General features: G+C 66.4%; 22 protein-coding genes. 5 read left to right on the plus strand and 17 right to left on the minus strand.

Translation table 11 applies throughout. The features are described 5' to 3' along the window. Nucleotides 1–5 precede the first annotated feature (5 nt). The 3 genes from UA74_RS02050 to UA74_RS02065 all read left to right on the plus strand — a co-directional run bounded on the left by UA74_RS02050 (nucleotide 6) and on the right by UA74_RS02065 (nucleotide 2,398). Nucleotides 6–185: a DUF397 domain-containing protein gene (locus UA74_RS02050; RefSeq protein ID WP_083682857.1), complete on the plus strand. Its 180-nt coding sequence runs from the start codon at nucleotides 6–8 to the stop codon at nucleotides 183–185. 645 nt (nucleotides 186–830) lie between these two features. Then, the gene (locus tag UA74_RS02060; RefSeq protein WP_075743308.1) at nucleotides 831–1,019 is read left to right on the plus strand and encodes a DUF397 domain-containing protein; all 189 of its coding nucleotides are present in this window, start codon (nucleotides 831–833) and stop codon (nucleotides 1,017–1,019) included. A gap of 206 nt (nucleotides 1,020–1,225) precedes the next feature. After that, nucleotides 1,226–2,398 (plus strand): C45 family peptidase, encoded by a 1,173-nt coding sequence (locus UA74_RS02065; protein WP_083682858.1) that lies wholly within the window; start codon nucleotides 1,226–1,228, stop codon nucleotides 2,396–2,398. Nucleotides 2,399–2,784: 386 nt separating this feature from the next. Here the strand turns inward: UA74_RS02065 and UA74_RS02070 are convergent, their stop codons facing one another. From UA74_RS02070 to UA74_RS02120, 13 genes are all read right to left on the minus strand, one after another. Beyond that, entirely contained in the window at nucleotides 2,785–3,132 is a 348-nt protein-coding gene (locus UA74_RS02070) for a hypothetical protein (RefSeq protein WP_157442139.1), read from the minus strand. Nucleotides 3,133–3,155: 23 nt separating this feature from the next. After that, nucleotides 3,156–3,521: a hypothetical protein gene (locus UA74_RS31380; RefSeq protein ID WP_157433943.1), complete on the minus strand. Its 366-nt coding sequence runs from the start codon at nucleotides 3,519–3,521 to the stop codon at nucleotides 3,156–3,158. 124 nt (nucleotides 3,522–3,645) lie between these two features. Then, nucleotides 3,646–3,975 carry a hypothetical protein gene (locus UA74_RS31385; RefSeq protein WP_157433944.1) on the minus strand — a complete coding sequence of 110 codons (330 nt, stop codon included), beginning with the start codon at nucleotides 3,973–3,975 and terminating at the stop codon, nucleotides 3,646–3,648. 19 nt (nucleotides 3,976–3,994) lie between these two features. Next, entirely contained in the window at nucleotides 3,995–4,453 is a 459-nt protein-coding gene (locus tag UA74_RS31390) for a hypothetical protein (RefSeq protein WP_157433945.1), read from the minus strand. 1 nt (nucleotide 4,454) lies between these two features. After that, the gene (locus UA74_RS02080) at nucleotides 4,455–4,781 is read right to left on the minus strand and encodes a hypothetical protein (RefSeq protein ID WP_157433946.1); all 327 of its coding nucleotides are present in this window, start codon (nucleotides 4,779–4,781) and stop codon (nucleotides 4,455–4,457) included. Between the two features lie 350 nt (nucleotides 4,782–5,131). Further along, entirely contained in the window at nucleotides 5,132–6,262 is a 1,131-nt protein-coding gene (wecB, locus tag UA74_RS02085) for a non-hydrolyzing UDP-N-acetylglucosamine 2-epimerase (RefSeq protein WP_232237599.1), read from the minus strand. Continuing rightward, a complete protein-coding gene (locus UA74_RS02090; RefSeq protein WP_075738397.1) occupies nucleotides 6,259–6,909 on the minus strand; it encodes an NUDIX hydrolase in 651 nt (216 codons plus the stop codon). Before UA74_RS02090 ends, wecB begins: the two co-directional genes overlap by 4 nt. Before the next feature lie 8 nt (nucleotides 6,910–6,917). Next, nucleotides 6,918–7,694 (minus strand): sugar phosphate nucleotidyltransferase, encoded by a 777-nt coding sequence (locus UA74_RS02095; RefSeq protein WP_075738399.1) that lies wholly within the window; start codon nucleotides 7,692–7,694, stop codon nucleotides 6,918–6,920. Further along, a complete protein-coding gene (locus UA74_RS02100) occupies nucleotides 7,691–8,767 on the minus strand; it encodes a phosphoenolpyruvate carboxykinase (ATP) (protein WP_083682859.1) in 1,077 nt (358 codons plus the stop codon). Before UA74_RS02100 ends, UA74_RS02095 begins: the two co-directional genes overlap by 4 nt. A gap of 56 nt (nucleotides 8,768–8,823) precedes the next feature. Then, the gene (locus UA74_RS02105) at nucleotides 8,824–9,579 is read right to left on the minus strand and encodes a hypothetical protein (RefSeq protein WP_232237600.1); all 756 of its coding nucleotides are present in this window, start codon (nucleotides 9,577–9,579) and stop codon (nucleotides 8,824–8,826) included. A 44-nt stretch (nucleotides 9,580–9,623) separates the two neighbouring features. Continuing rightward, nucleotides 9,624–10,178, minus strand: a complete 555-nt coding sequence (locus UA74_RS02110; protein ID WP_075738401.1) for a hypothetical protein — start codon at nucleotides 10,176–10,178, stop codon at nucleotides 9,624–9,626. Beyond that, nucleotides 10,175–11,347 carry a hypothetical protein gene (locus tag UA74_RS02115; RefSeq protein WP_075743313.1) on the minus strand — a complete coding sequence of 391 codons (1,173 nt, stop codon included), beginning with the start codon at nucleotides 11,345–11,347 and terminating at the stop codon, nucleotides 10,175–10,177. The genes UA74_RS02110 and UA74_RS02115 overlap by 4 nt, the downstream gene beginning before the upstream one ends. A 265-nt stretch (nucleotides 11,348–11,612) precedes the next feature. Continuing rightward, the gene (locus UA74_RS02120; RefSeq protein ID WP_157442140.1) at nucleotides 11,613–11,903 is read right to left on the minus strand and encodes a hypothetical protein; all 291 of its coding nucleotides are present in this window, start codon (nucleotides 11,901–11,903) and stop codon (nucleotides 11,613–11,615) included. A gap of 292 nt (nucleotides 11,904–12,195) precedes the next feature. Between UA74_RS02120 and UA74_RS02125 the strand changes: the two genes are divergently transcribed. Beyond that, on the plus strand, nucleotides 12,196–12,756 hold the full coding sequence (locus tag UA74_RS02125; protein WP_075763753.1) for a YbaK/EbsC family protein: 561 nt from the start codon (nucleotides 12,196–12,198) through the stop codon (nucleotides 12,754–12,756). 44 nt (nucleotides 12,757–12,800) lie between these two features. Here UA74_RS02125 and purU read toward each other — a convergent pair whose 3' ends face one another. After that, nucleotides 12,801–13,682 carry a formyltetrahydrofolate deformylase gene (gene purU, locus UA74_RS02130; RefSeq protein WP_075738407.1) on the minus strand — a complete coding sequence of 294 codons (882 nt, stop codon included), beginning with the start codon at nucleotides 13,680–13,682 and terminating at the stop codon, nucleotides 12,801–12,803. A 103-nt stretch (nucleotides 13,683–13,785) separates the two neighbouring features. Continuing rightward, nucleotides 13,786–14,409 carry a TetR/AcrR family transcriptional regulator gene (locus UA74_RS02135; protein WP_075763755.1) on the minus strand — a complete coding sequence of 208 codons (624 nt, stop codon included), beginning with the start codon at nucleotides 14,407–14,409 and terminating at the stop codon, nucleotides 13,786–13,788. 331 nt (nucleotides 14,410–14,740) lie between these two features. On the opposite strand from UA74_RS02135, the gene UA74_RS02140 reads away from it, so the two are divergent. Then, the gene (locus UA74_RS02140) at nucleotides 14,741–15,664 is read left to right on the plus strand and encodes a TIGR03620 family F420-dependent LLM class oxidoreductase (protein WP_075765912.1); all 924 of its coding nucleotides are present in this window, start codon (nucleotides 14,741–14,743) and stop codon (nucleotides 15,662–15,664) included. Between the two features lie 242 nt (nucleotides 15,665–15,906). Here the strand turns inward: UA74_RS02140 and UA74_RS02145 are convergent, their stop codons facing one another. Continuing rightward, on the minus strand, nucleotides 15,907–16,728 hold the full coding sequence (locus tag UA74_RS02145) for a class I SAM-dependent methyltransferase (RefSeq protein WP_075738411.1): 822 nt from the start codon (nucleotides 16,726–16,728) through the stop codon (nucleotides 15,907–15,909). A gap of 8 nt (nucleotides 16,729–16,736) precedes the next feature. Then, nucleotides 16,737–17,249 (minus strand): DUF2505 domain-containing protein, encoded by a 513-nt coding sequence (locus UA74_RS02150; RefSeq protein WP_075738413.1) that lies wholly within the window; start codon nucleotides 17,247–17,249, stop codon nucleotides 16,737–16,739. Nucleotides 17,250–17,255 lie beyond the last annotated feature (6 nt).

Consider the following 17,255-nt stretch of genomic DNA (forward strand, 5'->3'; position numbering starts at 1 on the left):
AACCCATGAGTGGGTGGAGAACGTCGGCACGGTCGGCGAAACAAGGCAACTGCATTGAGATCGGCCAGGCCTCAGGCTTGGTCGGCATCCGGGACACGAAGAACCGGGACGGCGGCACCCTCGTGGTCGACCGGGCGGCCTTCGGCGCCTTACTCGCGTCGATCCGGGCCGACCGGCTCCGCTGAGCCCACGGCGGTCACCCGGCCACGCGGGTGCCGCATCAGAGCCACTACACACGCGACAGCATTCCGCCCCGTTACCGCGAGGCGTCGGGGCGGAATGCTGTCAACAGCGTCCCGACGTGTACTCGGGGCGGGGCTGAAGGTACGGGCATCAGGTGCTGTCAGGCGTCGTCCTTGTCGGTGCCGACAAGATCCTTGACCTTGTCGTCGCCTTGTGGCAATGATTCGTATCACGGTCGAACTCATCCTTCGGCGGCTTCGCCATCGGTGACTGAGACCTCTTCCCGCCGTCCTTGTGCGGTGAACGTCGCCTGGACCTTGGGAAGGTGTTGCTTCACGAGGTGGACCAGGTGAAGCGTGCGCCGGAGTCGCTCACCGTGGACGGTCGGCTCGGTGGGAGCCGTCCAACGCTCCTCCCCACCACAGAGGTTGCACGTCTGAATTCCGTCATTAACGGAAAACTCGAGCTGGATGGGGTGTACACGCACAGTTGCCATGACCTGGAGCTTACGGAGTTCGATGTCCGTTACAGGCAGAGGATGAGTGCGGGCAGAGCGATGCCGACCTGTGGCGTTCAGTAGGCGGGGCGTGGTCAGGGCTGCGGCTTCTGCGGCACTGTCCAAGATCATCATCAGGGAGCGAGGCAGCATGACGGTACTGCACGGCTGGCGGAAGAGCAGCCGGTCTGGTCAGCAGAGCTCCTGCGTCGAAGTCGGCTACGCGCCTGGTGTGGTCGGCATCCGGGACACGAAGAACCGGGACGGCGGCACCCTCGTGGTTGACCGGGCGGCCTTCGGCGTCTTCGTCGCGTCGATCCGGGCCGACCGGCTCCGTTGAGTCACTGGCGGCCACCTGGTCAGCGGGTGGCCGCCACCCGCGTGGCGGTCGGGGAGCGGGCGCCCGACCGCGCAGATTATCGACACAGTGATCGAAGCTCGGGCCTATTCAGGTCGACTTCCCGGCGATGCACAGCGCACAGTAAGAGGCCGACAGGACTGCGTGCGATACTACAAGCTCCAAAGTATTGAGCATTGGGGGCGATAATGGATGAGCTGGTGTACCGCTCGACAGATGCGCGTTTGACCGTACGTCACGTGCGTCTGTCCGGGACCAACGAGCAGATCGGCGAATCGCTTGGCGACATTGCTCGCTCACGATATGGAGTATCGGCGCAGGACCTACTGCTGCCTGAGGAATTAGTCGCCAGTCGGCGCGAGTGGGCATCCCGCCATTATCCGGAGCTGCTGGTGCGCGGCGCGGGGATCGCCCGCTCCTTCGGTCTGGACCCATCGGACCCACGGGTCGATGCACTCGGCGTGGGATACAACGTGCAGTTGCCAGTGCCCCCGCAGGTGATGGGCTGTTCGGTGGTCGCCACTCCGACGACAGATGCCGGCCTCGTGGTGCAGCGCAATTTCGATTTCGGTTTTCTCTCGCTACCGGAGATGATTCTCGGTCCGGGTGCCCCGGAAGCACCTGCCATGCTGAGTGAGCCTTACCTGATGGAGGTTCACCCGACTGACGGAGGAATGAGTGCACTGTTCATGTGCGCCTTCGATCTCTGTAACGGAGTGATCGACGGCATCAACGAAGCCGGCCTCGTGGTCTCGATGATGCAGCTTATCGACCAGACTAGTCCGGTCTTCGCGCCTCCTGCCGTCGGGCCGGGATTAAACGAGTTCGAGGTGCTTCGCTTCATTCTCGATCGCTGTCGCACCGTCCAGGATGCCCAGCGGGTATTCGAAGAGCAGCAGCCATACTTGTCCTGGTTGCCCTGCCATTACGTCATCGCCGACGCCGGGGGTGCCGTGATGTTGGCCGAGCCCGGCGACGACAATGTGATGCAGATCCGGATGGCGCGGGGCGAACCGATGTGCTCGACCAATCACAGCCTGCTCCGGCCGTTGCCGGACTCGGCGCAGAACGACCCGGAGGTCCGTGGTTCGCTTGATCGGCTGAACCTGATGGAGACCGACCTGATTGTTGAACCCGCCGGATCATTCACCTCCGAGCACCTTGCCTCCGTTGCGGAGAAGGTCGCAGTGAGTACGCTACGGCCAGAAGACGGGTCGGTACTCGGCGGCACGCTCTGGTCGTCGTCGTATCGACCCGAAGAACGTACTCTGTCTATTCGATACTGGTCGGGGCCAGGGGAACCCGGCGGCTGCCCGGACTTCTCCCCCGAGATGCACTTCGAACTCGCCTCTGCAACGTGACGTCTCGGCCGAGTCCGCTGCCCAGTACTCGGCCGGATCACATCGAGTGATCTATTCCATTGGCAGTAGGCCGCACTGAGCGGCGGAGCTGTCCAGAATCCCCATCCCGGCTAGGAGCAAGGCGAGTGCGTTTTCTGGGGGATCGCAGAACAACTCACTCGCCATGCCTCCTCGAGGTACCTGCTGGGAAGCCTGAGTCTGGTTGATCGTACCGCGCTGTTATCTCTCTTCGCGAACGCCAGCTGACGCTTCTGCCGACCACGGGTCACCACGCCATCTCCAGTGCGGTCTGGGTGACCTCCGTCTCGTCCGCAGGATACGGGGGAGGGGAATTGTCATGGCCATCTCGAACCGGAGCTGCCGAGCCTCCTGCGTGGACCCAAACTTCAGAACATGCAAGTATTGTCGGGAATTATCCCGTCGGCCCGATAATTGACACTCGACACGACGGGTGATTCTCGTTTGATCCGTTCCGCCAGGACCTTCCCGCGCTCACGCCAGTCCTCTTCGATCTCCTCGCTCGGGAAACCTGAATTCCGGTAATCGTCCGGCTTATATGTCGCCTGGTACTCGGCATCCCAGGCGATAATCTCGACGACTAGATCGGCAGGAAGCTGCAGCTCCTCCGCTGCCTCCTCTATCGGGTGGCCGTACTCCTCGGGGTCGTCTGCATAGTAATAGAAGGGCTCCTCCTGCCAGCCGACCAGCAATGATACGTCAATAGAACGAGACAATCTAACTCCCTGTGCGCGAGGGATCAGAATACGCAAGTGTGCGGCGGAATCACTCCGTCGGCTCGGTAGTCTACGCTCACTACTACGGGTGATTCCCGTTTGATGCGTTCTGCCAGTGCCTTCCCGCGCTCGCGCCAGGCTTCCTCGGCCTCTGGCGACGGAAACCCAGACTCCAGCCCGCGCGAACCGGTCGGATCGTATGTCGCCTGATATTCGGCATCCCAGGCTGTGATCTCTGTGACCAGGTCAGCTGGCAGCTGCAATTCCTCCGCAGCCTCTTCGATGGAATGGCAGTACTCTTCTGGATCGTCCCAATCATAGTAAAACGGGTCCTCTTGCCAGCCGGCGAGAAATCCTACGTCAACAGATCGAGTCATCTCAGCTCCCATGCGGAAAGAGTGAATGCTGCGGTTGAGTGATGCTGAACGCGAACTGCTGGCGGACCGGTTTCCGGAGGAAGACCATCTCTCTGGCGCAAGGCCGCCCGATGGCCGCACTCCTCGGGCAGTGGGGTCAGAACATGCAAGAATAGTCGGGAATCACCCCGTTGGCCCGGTAATTGACGCTAGACACTACGGGCGATTCACGTTTGATGCGTTCCGCCAGCGCCTTCCCCCGTTCGCGCCATGCTTCCTCGACCTTGACGCTCGGGAAGCCTGAATTTCGATGATCATCAGGCTTGAACGTCGCCTGATACTCGGCATCCCACGCTACGATGTCGGCGACCAGGTCGTCGGGAAGTTGCAATTCCTCTGCGGCGTCCTCGATTGAATGTCCGTACTCTTCCGGGTCGGACCCGTGGTAATAAAAGGGATCTTCTTCCCAGCCGACCAACAGTGCCACTACAATAGAACGAGACAATTTAGCTCCTATGAAGACGTCTGCGGACTTTATGCTTGAGTGAGATCGGATGTGCGCCTACGATCAACCCGTCGCGGGTGACAGTGATGGCAATACGTCGCCTTTCGCCTTTGAATACCACCTCATACACTCGGCGGTTGACGCCACTATATCCAACGACCTCACCTCGTTCGAGAGCGGCGAACACCAGCGGAATGATATCTTCTCTAGGTACCCGCATCTTGCCGAACTGTTCTACGCGTCGCCAATCCAGAATGTGCTCTTCGCCGCCATCTGGGTTCCGTCCCTCCACCCAGACGATCCGCCCGTCCGGCAGTTTGCTGATGCGGGTGACGTTCTGCGGGTTGATCATCACGCCCGCGCGTTCTCGGTCGGCGATCCAGTCCGCTTCCTGTTCCTCTCGCGCGGTGGCGCCACGGTCCGCCGGTCCGTCGTTGCCGGGCGGCGCGCCCGCGCCCACCTCACCGTCGCTCCGCGATGCTCCCGACATCGACCCGACCAGGTCGGCCGCCAGCGCCGATTCCGTGTCCTGCGATGGAAATGCAGTAGCCGTCGATGATGTCCTGTGCCTGGACTATGGCCGTATGGGCCAGCCGTACGTCGTCGCCGGCCTCGGCTCCGAGTCTGCGCATCTCGTGCACCTGTGGCCAGACCGACCCGGCGGTGCCTTGGTCGAAGATCTCTCTCCCCTCGCTGATCGCCGTCTCTGCCACTACTGCCGCGTTCCGTGCCTCCGACAGCAGGGCATGCGCTCGCCGCAACTGCTCGACCACCTCCGTTACGGACATCGCACGATCCCTCACTCTCAGTGCCCGTCGCCATGGTGCCCGATCGTCGAATCGAAGTCGACCGAGTTCCGCAAACCTGTGGACAACTTGTGCGACCGAGCGCACACCGGCCACCGGTAGCCTGCCTCCTCTGACGCGGGGTGGGCGCGGACGGGAACTTTCCACCGACCGGACTATTGGACTCCGCGCGTCACCGTCGGATCAGTAGATCACCGTGCCGCGCGGGATGCTGCCATCGCCGAGATACTCGGCGCGGGCCACGGCAGGGCACTCCCTGTTGATGCTCGCCGCGAGATCCTTAGTTCGAGCGGGCCTGGCTTGTTCGGCTTCGGGCGTGCAGTGTGGGCTTTCTACGCCTCACGTACCTCGGTGGCGTGCTGGTGGTTGCCGTGGCCGAACCGGGAGCGCACAGCCTGTACGGCGCGGCTGGACGCGGTACCGTCCCCGAACGGCGTCGGGAGGCTCGCTAGGCGGGCGTTGATCGCCGGGGCGTTGCGTATCCAGGTCACCAGGGTCTGGCTGATCCTCTCGTCGCAGGGGAGCATCCTGCTGCCGAAGGCGTGCTCGACTTCGGGGCGTTCATTACTGCATCGGATGATGAGGATGGGGCGTTTGAGGATCGTGGCTTCTTCCTGGATACCACCCGAATCGGTAACAAGACCCGCTGCGTGGCGAATGAGGGCGAGCAGCACCGGATAGTCGAGTGGTTCAGTCCGCCGGAGCTGGCAGGCGAGGTGGTCAAGCCCGAACGTCCTGATGTTGCGCCGCGTCCGGGGATGTTGGGGGAACACGACTGGCATGGGTGATGCGACCAGTTGACGCAGGATGGCGGCGAGATTGACGGGGTTGTCGGCGTTTTCTGGTCGGTGGATGGTCGCCAGCACGAACCTGCCGGGCGTCAGTCGGAGACCGGAGAGGATGTGTGCCTGTTTCTGTGCGTCCGGCAGTGCGGTGGCAACAGCCTCGACGATGGTGTTGCCAGTAATCTCAATGCGCTCCGGGACAATGCGTTCGGCTAAGAGGTTGTCCCTGGCGAGTGAGTTCGGGGCGCAGCACAGGTCGGCGAGGTGGTCGATGAGCACGCGGTGGTGTTCTTCGGGCATTGCGCGGTCAAAGCTGCGCAGACCGGCTTCAAGATGCACGAGCGGCGTGCTGGTGGCATTCGCGGCTAGCGCTCCGGCCAGCGCCGACGTGGTGTCTCCCTGCACGAGCACAGCGTCCGGTTCGTGCAGAGTGAGGACCTGATCGAGAGCGGTCACCAGGTCGCCGAGCTGGTGGCCACGGCTGATGTCGCGGTCGACGTGGGCGTCGAGCACGATGTCCGGTGTGATCTGCCCGGCCATGCCAGCGCTGAAGTGCTGGCCAGTGTGCACGACGAGTGCCTCGCTACCGAGGAGTTCGGCGACCGGGCCGAGCTTGATGGCTTCGGGGCGGGTGCCCACGACGACGGCAATGCGCACAGAACGATCGCTGGCGGTCACCAGAACACGTGCGTCCGTTCGCCCGCGCAGAAACGACGTGCGGCGACGAACAGACGCAGGTAGAGCTGGTCGAGTTTGAGGTAGTTGGGGATCAGGTCGGCCGTGGTCAGAGTCGCCTCGCTGTACTCGAGGCCGTTGTCGGTGCGAGTGGCGTAGCGGGCGGGCACGGCGTCGGTGGCGCCGTCGGCAAGCGTGATCGCGTCGTCCAGCGCGATCTCCACCAGGCCGGACACTTCGGCGTCGGCGAGCGGAATCTCTTCTAGGGCCACGTCCAGGGGGATCAAGTGCCAGTGCTGGAACTCCCGCTCGATATAGTCGGGGGCGAGGGTGACGGCTGTCTGTCGCAGGCCGATCGGGTACAGGTCGCCGTAGGTGATGTGCAACCCAAGCTCCTCGTGGACCTCACGCACGCCTTCGGGAATCGTCTCGCCAGCCTGGTAGTGGCCGCCTACGGTGATGTCAGCGTAGTCCGGTCGATCGAAGGTGTACCGCCCCGGAGCCTTCTTCTGAAGTACCACGCGTTGGGTAGTGGAGTTGATCGCGAGCGCCGAAAAGGTGCGGTGCCACAAGCCCTTGGCGTGAGCGATCTTCTTGTCCTCTGTGCCGATGTGTTCATAGCGGTCGTTGAAAACGTCGATCAGTTTCACAGCTGTCCTCAGTGGCGGTCGGCGAGTTCGGTCTGGAGTTGCCAGTAGGTCTGGAGGGCCTCGAGGTATCGGCGTGGCTCACCGACGGTGACCCAGCGTCCGGTGATCCGGTGTACCCGTACGTCAGCGATCTGGGCGAGTTCGCCGACCGCAACGCCAAGGTCGAGTTCTCCCCGAGCCCGCTCTGTCGGGACGAGCAGTTCGAAGATCGAGGGTCGCAGGATCAGCCGGGAGACGACCGCGAGGGGCTCCGCGACGGTTGCGGGGTCGGGCCGTTGTCGGATGCCGATCACACGGTCGGGATCGTCGCGATGGATGTCGACGACACCGAACGACGCGATGTCGGCATGGGCAACCAGTTGTGCCGCGATCACGGCGTCGGCCCCGTCATCGGCTAGGACCCGCATTGCGGCGAGGTCGTGTCCACCCAGCACCACATCGTCACCGAACGCTACGCCGAACGACTCTTCTGCGGCGAGCCTCTCCCGGACAGTGAGCAGCGGTGTGCCATTGCCGTAGCCGTGCCCGAGGTCCTCGGCGACCGCCTCCACCGGCACGCCATCCTCACGCAACACGTCCACGTAGGCGGACACGACAAGGTCATCGGGCCGGGTCGCGACGATGACGGTGGCGGCTCCGGCTCCCACACATTCGGCGATCACGTGGTCGAGGGCGGGGCGATGCCCGACCGGCAGCATCTCCTTCGGGACGATGGCGCTAAACGGCCGGAACCGCGTCGCTTGCCCCGCTGCGGTCACCACCGCCGTCCAGCCCATGCCCTTCATCCAAGACCTTCCGTCGCGTTGTTCAGGGCGCGGACGAGATCACCCACGGCGTTCCGCACGCCGAAACTCATCTCAATGCACGGTACGGTCGTTGCGAGGTACTCGATAGCGGCGCTTGCCTGGTTATCAAGCTGCACGTCCGTCCTGCGGCGAGGGACCAGCCAGGGCCGAACCCAGAACTCATCCCGCGGGGTGAAGCAGTTCGCCGCGATGACGCGGCGGGCTGCGGCCATCGGCAGGCGACGCGCGCGGGCCGGTTCGTCAGTGTCCGCCAGTCTGGGAACCACCACCAGCCGCAACGTCGACCGTGCGATCAGGCTGGCGCCGAACGCTTCGGCGAACTCCCGAGCGGTGAAGGCGTGCTTGACCACCGAACCGAAGTCCGCAGGCATCCTGTCGAATTCGCTTCCGTCGGCGGTTCGGCGGTGAACGAGGTGCTCCAGCTCAGGAAATGCCTGGATCGTGCCTCTTGCGGTCGGTACGGGCAACGGCACAGCGATGACGTGATCTCCCTGGTAGACGACAAGCCGATCATTGGACAGCAGGGCGGCCCCGGGCGACCGGAGAAGGGCCGCCGTCACAGTGGTCTTGCCCGCACCACGAGGTCCGCAGACCATTACGGCTACGCCGTCGACATCGACACCGGCCGCGTGGAAGATGACTCCGCCCGCGTCCTCATAGGTGCGCAGCATGGCCTCCCGCACAAGCCGGATCGGATAGCGATGTGCATTCCCGGTGCCAGCATGGACAAACAAGTCGATGTCCTGCCCTTGCACGGCCACGGCGTACGCACCCGGTTGGTGTTCCACGTTGTCCGTGGCGATGACGTAGCAGCGGCGACCGGTCGCCTGACGTGCCTCCTTCATCAGCAGTCCGGTAACCGGCTCGACGATGCCGGTGGTCGGCGAGCGCCTGATTACCTCGGCAACCTGGCGGAAGGCCGCGCCGTCGGTGTGTACGCGGATGTTGAACGCGGCCAGGACGAGTTCTCTCGGCGGCGTTGTCAGGAAGTCCGACAGATACGCGCGCTGTGCAGACAGCCATTCGGGTGGTGCAGCGATCGTGAACGCCACATCCCCAGCGTGGCAGCCCCATGTGGACAGGTTTCTTGATGGATCGGCTGACGAGTTCACGTGAGGACAAGCTCCTTCACAGTCTGAGCGACCTGCCGGATGCGGTCAGCCCGCTCTGCCTCGGAGAGATCCCGGAACGCCCGAACGGAAGTCAAGGTGAAGAAGTCATGGACGCTCGCGGGCTCGGCTTCTCCTGCCAACCCGCGCAAGGCCAACATGGCCCGCGCCTGGAACCACGACGCGGGGAACGACGTCTCGACGAGCGCGGCGAACTCCTGCGGTACCTGGTGGGCGAGGTCCTGTCCTCGGTGACCAGCCAGGCTGATATCGGAGCGCAGCAGTGCACGTGCGGCATAGCCGATCAGCGCGTCGAGGATCACCGTGGTGTCGAAGCACAAGGCGGTGAAGAGCACGTCGAACAAGTTCGACGGCTCCGGGCGCACACTCGGAATGAGTGGCGGCAGTACGTCAACCAGCACGACGCGATCGTCAGCGAGGCAGAAGTTGGCCAGGTTGCTGTCTACGCGGGCATCCGTGGAGTCCAGAGCACGCACCCAGCCGGCGATCTCTATCACGGCGTCGACGAAACGTGAGGGGTCGACGCCAGCGTGGTCGAGCAATACGGGTCCGGTGACCCAGAGATGTCGCACCGCCAGCGGCCGAGCGGATTCCACCGACAGGCCCGGCGGCAGGGTCACGCCGGCTGCTCGCAGCCTGGACAGGTAGACGTTCATCCCACTCGCGCCGACGTGCTGCGCTACCGCTGTGAAGCGAGTTCCTGCCGGGTGCTGGCCGTTCAGCACCTTGATCACGTCCTCGCCGTCGCGCCGATGCGCGGCGAAGTCACCTTGGCCGGTCATCGAGAGGGGTCCCTGCTACGGAGGAAGGCTTCGGCGTCGACCACCATCGCGCGGAACTCAGCGAGCAGATCGAGCCTAAGACCGTCAGCCAGCGTGGTGGCAGCCGTTACTGCGGTGGCGCTGGCCGTCTGGATCGATGGCGGTGTGCCCGTGGGTCGGTGGCGGAAGCCGTCGTGAATCATGGCGGCTTCGGCGAGTTGGCCCAGAGTGATCAGCAGGCGTAGGAGTTGCTCGACTTCGCCGTCACGGCCCGCCGGTCGGGCGGCGGGGAGGCTGGCGGGCTCCGTATCCGCCAGCGTCGGCACGCTGAGGACGGCCAACAGGACGTCGGCTAGTTCGTCTCCGGTGTTGGTGATCGGCCGTTGCGGATCGTCGAGGTGGGTGGTGTCGGTTCCCCACTGGCGAAGCAGGCACAGGGCGAGGTGCCCGAGTTGAACGGTCACCTCGGCGGCGGCCGTGGTCGCGGTCCACGGTTGCGGCGCGGTGCCTGCGAAACCTACGCGGAGCCGGCGCACGTCGGCGAGCACGCAGGCCAGGTTCTCGGGTGTCATCCGGCATCACCGATGACCAGCGGTAGGGCACCGGCCGTTCCACTGCTCCAATAGGGGTCGCTGTGCTGGCGGGCGACGCGGACTCGGATGCCGAGATCGTGCGTCAGCGCGGCAGCGGTGTTGGTGGGTAGGACCGCATGGATCACGACTTCTCCACGAGGATGGTCGAAGGTGAACTGCGTGTCGGCGTACCCACGTCGGTCCAACGCAGTTCGGATGGTCGCGTCCGTCGGGGCAGGGCGGCGGAGGATGTCAGCCTCGCAACGGAGACGTTGGGCGTTTGGGCAGTGGTTGCGTGCCGTGCATACGTCGCTGCCAAACACCCCGAACCTGTCGGGTTGGCCGAGCACGTAGGCCAAGGCACAGGAGTTGGTGTGGAACAACGGATGATCTGGACGGCGCTGGTGGGTTGCGTGAATGAAGTTCCAGAACGCTCGCGGGTAGACACCTTCGGCTGTGGTGACTCCTGGAGTAGTGACCAGCGCTGGCCACAGCCCGGCTAACCGGGGCAACGCAGCGGATTCGACCTTCAAGCCGGCGGCCATGGTGCACCGCGCGTAAGTCGCCGCCCAATCGAAGACCGCTTCCATCGTGCCTGTAGTAGCCGACTCCGGGAACGCGGGACGCCAGTAGTGCACAACTGGGACGCCAGCCTGCGCCAGCCGCGGAAAATTGGTCTTCAACTCTTCGTGTCGAATGCCGCGTTCCACATCGCGCCCCAACCCGGAGTAGCTCAAGTACACAATCGTTCGCAATCCGGCCTGCCGGGTCGTCGTCACTGTGTCGAGCGTGTCATCAGGGATCGGGCACTTGGTGATGAGAACGATGGGGTTGTGAATCTTCTTCTGGACCAGCACGGCTAGCAGATCGGCGAGGTGCGCACGGGAATCGGGCAGTGCCATCACGTCGGTCCACGTGTATAACGCGATGGGGCGAGCTGGTGTGTAGTACGGCGACGCAGTGAGCAAGTCGACAGTTTCCGCTGGGTCGACCAACTGCTCGGGCCGGACGGCAGTCTGGCCTCGCTCGTTCAGGAAACAGTACGAGCAACTCTTCGGGCAGCCCTGGATGGGATTCACTGCAATCCACGTTGCGTGCTGGTCTACGATCGCGGTCTGCGTACGCGGGCGCTTGGCTTGGCGGTCACCGGCATCGTGGTAGGTGTTCACCTTCTTCACACTCCTCGCCATCCGATCATTCCGTGCTTACCGAGAGATCCAGGTCTTGTAGCGAGAGTTCCAGGCGCCGAGGCCTACGGCTCCGCGCCCAGCGTGCACAGGCGGCGACTCGGGATCAGGCCCCTGCGGCCCGTCCGGTCGAAACGTTGCCAGGGTTGGGATTGCTGTTCTCCGCGTTCCCAGCGCCCGATTCGCCTGGCGTATCCCGCGTCATCTCTAACCAGGCGGTCCTGGTAGATCGCCGCAATCGATCTAGTTATGGTCGGCCGCCAGCGCCGATTCCGTGTCCTGCGATGGAAATGCAGTAGCCGTCGATGATGTCCTGTGCCTGGACTATGGCCGTATGGGCCAGCCGTACGTCGTCGCCGGCCTCGGCTCCGAGTCTGCGCATCTCGTGCACCTGTGGCCAGACCGACCCGGCGGTGCCTTGGTCGAAGATCTCTCTCCCCTCGCTGATCGCCGTCTCTGCCACTACTGCCGCGTTCCGTGCCTCCGACAGCAGGGCATGCGCTCGCCGCAACTGCTCGACCACCTCCGTTACGGACATCGCACGATCCCTCACTCTCAGTGCCCGTCGCCATGGTGCCCGATCGTCGAATCGAAGTCGACCGAGTTCCGCAAACCTGTGGACAACTTGTGCGACCGAGCGCACGCCCGGCCACCGGTGGGAAGCAACGCGCCTGATGGGCGGGGCTGCTGGCGCATTCGGTGCTGACGCAGCGGGACGACGCAGACCTCAAGCAGGAAGGCGGAACGACACGCTCCCGGATGGTGAGTGGACACACGATCGGACACGGCGGAAGTCGGCGGGAGCAGACCCGCCGGCTAGCCTCTCGGCCATGACCTTCCCCGAGACCTTCGGCGGGCTGGCGCTGATCCCGGCCCTGGACAACCTCGACCTGCTCGCCGATCCGGTCGCGGCCGGGCTGCGGGCGCTGCCCGAGGCCTCGGCGGCCCGCTGTGCCGTCGTCGCGATCGATCCGGAGTTGGCCGACACGGCGGCGTTGACCGAGCACTACGGCCTGTCGCTCGAGTCCTCGGCGAACTGCGTGGTCGTCGCGGGCAAGCGCGAGGGCGAACGTCGGTTCGCGGCCTGTCTGATCTTGGCGAACACCCGCGCCGACGTGAACGGCGTCGTCAAGCGGCGCCTGGACGTGCGCAAGGCCTCGTTCGCCCCGCAGCAGGACGCCGTCGACCTCGCGGGCATGGAGTACGGCGGCATCACCGCCGTCGGCCTGCCCGCCGAGTGGCCGCTGCTGCTCGACCCGGCGGTGGTGGCCGCCGAGTGGGTCGTCATCGGCAGCGGCCTTCGGCGCAGCAAGCTCGTCGTGCCCGGCGCCGTCCTGCCCGAGCTGCCTGGTGCGGAGGTCACTCCCGGCCTCGGTCGCCCGCTCGGCTGACCCGGCTGGAGCGGGGCTGCCGACCGCGTCGGCGAGCGGTCCGGCTAGAAGACCACCGTGCGGTTGCCGTGCATCAGCACCCGATCCTCCAGGTGCGAGCGCAGTCCCCTGGCCAGCACCACCTTCTCGATGTCGCGGCCCTTGCGGACCATGTCGTCGATGGAGTCGGTGTGGTCGACCCGGATCACGTCCTGCTCGATGATCGGGCCCGCGTCGAGTTCCGCCGTCACGTAGTGGCAGGTCGCGCCGACCAGCTTCACGCCTCGGACGTGCGCCTGGTGGTAGGGCCGGGCGCCGATGAACGAGGGCAGGAAGCTGTGGTGGATGTTGATCGCCCGGCCCGCCCATGCCGCGCACAGCTCGACCGGCAAGACCTGCATGAACCGCGCGAGGACGACGGCGTGCGGGTCGTGGGAGTCGACGATCTTGCGGATCTCGGCGAAGGCCGCCAGCCGGGCCGCCTCGTCCGTTCCCGCCCGAGGGAATCGGACGTGGTGGAACGGGATGCCGTGCGCCTGCGTGACGGCGGCGAGGCCGTCGTGATTGCCGATGACGGCGCTGACCTCGACGTCCAATTCGCCCGCCGCCACCCGCCCCAGCAGGTCGTACAGGCAGTGCGCGGCCTTGGACACCAGGATCACGACGCGCTGTCGCTCGCCCGTGTCGCTGATCCGCCATTCGGTCCGCTCGCCGAGGCTCGCGGCGACCGGGGCGAACCGCTCGCGCAGCTCCTCCGCGGTCAACGCCAGCGAGTCGACGCGGACCTCCTGGCGGGTGAAGAACCAGTTGGTGTCCGGATCGGTGTGGTACGACGCCTCGACGATCCACCCGCCCAGTTCCGCGAGGAAGCCCGCGATCGTGGCGACGATTCCCGTGCGGTCCGGGCAGCCCAGGGAGATCACGTAACGGCGTTCAACTCTCGACACGGTCAGTGAGTGTGGCAGCCCCGCTGACCAGGCTCGTCGGCGCGGGTGGCCTGACGGGGCGCGGCCGAGTCCGATCTCGTCGGAGCCGGGCGAGCGCTGGTGATCAGCTCAGCGGCGTCCTCGGCTCGATCCCCTCCATCATGAGCGTCAACATCCGGTCGGCCACGGCCCGGTCCGGCTCCGTCCGGTCTCCGTCGCGGTGCTCGGCGGCGGTCAGGATTCCGGCGACCAGTCTGATCAGCTCGGGCGCCGTCAGGTCGGCGCGGATCTCGCCTTTCTGCTGGGCGCGGGTGAGCAGCGAGGCCGCCGCCCGGTGCAGCAGGTCGTGGCAGGACACCTCGTCGCCGGACTCGTCGTCCTGGAAGGTGATCAACGCCGTGGCCGCGACGCCGTGCACGACGCCCGCGTCGGCGAGCGCCATGCCCAACCACGTACGCAGGGCCGCGCCGGGGGACGGCGCGTCGAGCAGGTCCCGGGCCTGCGCGCACAGCCTCTCGATCCGTTCGCGGAACACCGCGTCCAGCAGCGCCTGGCGAGTGGGGAAGTGGCGGTACAGGGTGCCCGGCCCGACGCCTGCCCGGGTGGCCACCGTGTCGAGCGGGGCGCCGACGCCCTGTTCGGCGAAGAGCTCTCGGGCGATGTGGATCAGCCGTTCCCTGTTGCGTCGAGCGTCGGCGCGCAGGGGCCGGGGAGTGCCTGCGGTCGACGGGGTGCCATGGGTGGTCATCGGACTCCCGCAATTATCGGAGAGTGTCTCCGTATATGCTCCGTCGTAGCGGAGACACACTCCGTTTCTTCCGATCCCGGTGGCAGTTCCACCGGGATGCCTGCCCCGCCATCGTCCCCGACGCCGGGTGACGACGTCGCGGAGCAGGTCAGGAAGGGCAGTCTCGACGCCTGTCCTTGATCCCGCTGGAGTCGTGAGCGGGGATCGGCGTGGACGAGCTGCACGGCGGCCGGAGGGACCGATGGTGACCGACCGACGCCGCAGCTCGCCGCGCCTGCCCTGCGCAACAGGACAGCCGGGATCGCAGACAGGCTCTGAGGAGGAGAACGCGATGACCGAGCACGGAGTTCGCCGCCTGCCCGACCTGGGCCGAGTCGGTGTCTGGACCAACGGCACGGCCTGGCAGTCGCCCGAGCGCAACGCCGAACTCGCCGCCGAGGTGGAAGAGCTGGGTTACGGCGCGGTCTGGTTGAGCGAGGGAGTCACCCGCGACCCCTTCCTGGACGCCGACGCCATGCTCCGCGCCACGAGCAGGCTCACCCTCGCCACCGGGATCGCCGTCATCTCGCTGCGGCAGCCGTGGGCCGTCAACGCCCTCACCGCTCGGCTCGCGGACGCCCACCCGGATCGCTTCCTGCTCGGCCTCGGCACCAGCAACGCCGCCTTCGTCCGGGACCTGCTCGGCCTGCCGTTCGACAAGCCCCTCGCCGCGATGCGCGACTACCTGACCGGCCTCGACGCTGCCCGCGCCGCCACGGCCGCCATGGGCCTCGACGTCGCAGGGCCCAGACAGCCCAGGGTGTTGTCGGCCCTTGGGCCGAAGATGCTGGCCCTGGCAGGCAGCCACGCCGAGGGGACCCACACCTACCTGGTGCCGCCCGAGCACACCGCGCTGGCCAGGCAGACGCTCGGCCCCGGCCCGCTGGTGGTGCCGGAACAGGCGGTGGTGCTCAGCACCGATCACGAGGTGGTGCGGCGGCGGGCCCGAGCCCACGTGGGCAGCTATCTGGCGCGGCCCGCCTACCCGGCCAACTGGATCAGGCTGGGCTTCACCGAGGACGACCTCGTCGACGGCGGCAGCGATCGGCTGGTGGACGCCGTGGTCGTGGGCGGGGACGCGGCGGCGATCCGCGCCCGAGTGCAGGCCCACCTGGACGCGGGCGCCGACCACGTCTGCATTCAGGCGCTCGGGGACGACTCGACGACCGTGGACGTCGACCAGTGGCGAGAACTGGCGCCCGCCCTGCTCTCCTGACCGGCGAGTGCTCGATTCCGTCGGGTAGAACGGGCCTCGTTTCCGGCGGTGCCACGGGTTGTCGAGCCTGCGCGGCCGAGTGCACCTCGGCTTCTCGCCCGGCGGGAGGTCGACGGAACTCGGATCGCGGCGGGCGCCCCGCGCCTGCCGCGCCGAGTGGACCGCCTGCGCCCGGCCGCCGGGCCTGGCCTGCCGGGCCGCGTCGGCGGCGTCGATCACACCGTGCCGCGCCGCCGAGGCGGTCAGGACACGGGCGCCACACTGGACCAGTTCAGGGTCAGCTCCCCGAGCCGACTGCGGCGTCGGACGTCTCGCAGCGGCCAGCCCCGGTCGGCCAGCCTGGACACCGTCTCCACCCAGCGCGCCCTCGGCCCGAACGGACTCACCGGCGCCGCGTTGGCCCAGCAGGCATCGAGGTCGGTGAAGAGGGCGTGCACCCGCTCACCCGGCACGTTGCGGTGGATCAGCGACTTGGGGAGCCGCTCGGCCAGGTCCGACGGCCGTTCGATGTCGGCGGGGCGACACGCCAGGGTGAGGGTCGACGGGCCTGCCTCGGTGAGCGTCACCCAGCAGCATCGACGGCCGATCTCGTCACAGGTGCCCTCGACGAGCAGCCCGCCCGGCGCGAGCCTGCCGAGCAGCGTCCGCCACGCCTCGGCCGCGTCGGCCTCGGAGTACTGGCGCAGCACGTTGAACGCCCGGATGAGGGCAGGCCTGCGACCTGCGAGTTCGAAGCCGCCTCTGGCGAACTCCAGCGCGGGCGGCCGTGCCGTCGGCTGCGCCGCCGCGACGCGCTCCTGATCGATCTCCAGCCCCAACACGCGCAGGTCGGCCCGTACCGCGTGCAGCCTCCGCGCCATCTCCAGGGTGGTGACCGGTGAGGAGCCGTAGCCGAGATCGACCACCAGCGGATCTTCGGCGGCGCGCAGGGTTCGCGTCACCGCCGCAGTCCCCGTCATCCACCGGTCCACCCGGCGCAGCCGGTTGGGGTTGGTCGTCCCCCTGGTGGGCAGCCCCAGCGTTCGAGCCCGCCCGGCCGCCAGCCGGGGCACCCGTTTCGCCATCGATCGCGTCAGTCCGTCGGCCTGCCCGCGATCACGTCGAGCGTGAATCGCGATTCGGCGTTCAGCAGCTTGCTGACCTCCTCGGCCACCAGACCCTCCACCATGCCGCCCATCAGCGGAATGCGGGCGGTGACGGTGCCGGTGCCCAGCATCTGCGCCCCGATGCCGTGCGCCTCGACGAGCATCCGGCCCTCGATCCGGACCCGTGCGCCCTCGACCTCGGCGATCACGACGCCCTCGTACCGCTGATCGTCGACGCGGGTCCACGTCTCGGTGCGGTCGATCACGATCCCGTTCGGGGCTAGCGAGCGCACCGCCTTGGGCAGATCGCCTGCGGAGATCCCGTGCCGCAACTGCACGGTCGCGCCCGCGTCGTCGGCCTGTCTGCTGATCAGTGCGGCGTTCGGGCCGCCCAGCCGACGCAGCCTGCCCGCCAGGTACTCCTCGTCGACTAGGAGGAGATAGAGCTTCTCCGGCTTGAGGTCATCGGTGCGCACGCTGAACTGGATGGGACGGGCCATGGCACG

This window comes from Actinoalloteichus fjordicus, assembly GCF_001941625.1.
Lineage (GTDB): Bacteria > Actinomycetota > Actinomycetes > Mycobacteriales > Pseudonocardiaceae > Actinoalloteichus_A > Actinoalloteichus_A fjordicus.

Coding starts and splice junctions, on each gene's coding strand:
- UA74_RS02095 (WP_075738399.1), bottom strand. CDS start 7,694: ATGAAGGGCATGGGCTGGACGGCGGTGGTGACCGCAGCGGGGCAAGCG.
- UA74_RS02065 (WP_083682858.1), top strand. CDS start 1,226: ATGGATGAGCTGGTGTACCGCTCGACAGATGCGCGTTTGACCGTACGT.
- UA74_RS02150 (WP_075738413.1), bottom strand. CDS start 17,249: ATGGCCCGTCCCATCCAGTTCAGCGTGCGCACCGATGACCTCAAGCCG.
- UA74_RS02140 (WP_075765912.1), top strand. CDS start 14,741: ATGACCGAGCACGGAGTTCGCCGCCTGCCCGACCTGGGCCGAGTCGGT.
- UA74_RS02110 (WP_075738401.1), bottom strand. CDS start 10,178: ATGACACCCGAGAACCTGGCCTGCGTGCTCGCCGACGTGCGCCGGCTC.
- UA74_RS02145 (WP_075738411.1), bottom strand. CDS start 16,728: ATGGCGAAACGGGTGCCCCGGCTGGCGGCCGGGCGGGCTCGAACGCTG.
- UA74_RS02135 (WP_075763755.1), bottom strand. CDS start 14,409: ATGACCACCCATGGCACCCCGTCGACCGCAGGCACTCCCCGGCCCCTG.
- UA74_RS02080 (WP_157433946.1), bottom strand. CDS start 4,781: ATGTCCGTAACGGAGGTGGTCGAGCAGTTGCGGCGAGCGCATGCCCTG.
- UA74_RS02125 (WP_075763753.1), top strand. CDS start 12,196: ATGACCTTCCCCGAGACCTTCGGCGGGCTGGCGCTGATCCCGGCCCTG.
- UA74_RS31380 (WP_157433943.1), bottom strand. CDS start 3,521: ATGGGAGCTGAGATGACTCGATCTGTTGACGTAGGATTTCTCGCCGGC.
- UA74_RS02060 (WP_075743308.1), top strand. CDS start 831: ATGACGGTACTGCACGGCTGGCGGAAGAGCAGCCGGTCTGGTCAGCAG.
- UA74_RS02120 (WP_157442140.1), bottom strand. CDS start 11,903: ATGTCCGTAACGGAGGTGGTCGAGCAGTTGCGGCGAGCGCATGCCCTG.
- UA74_RS02050 (WP_083682857.1), top strand. CDS start 6: ATGAGTGGGTGGAGAACGTCGGCACGGTCGGCGAAACAAGGCAACTGC.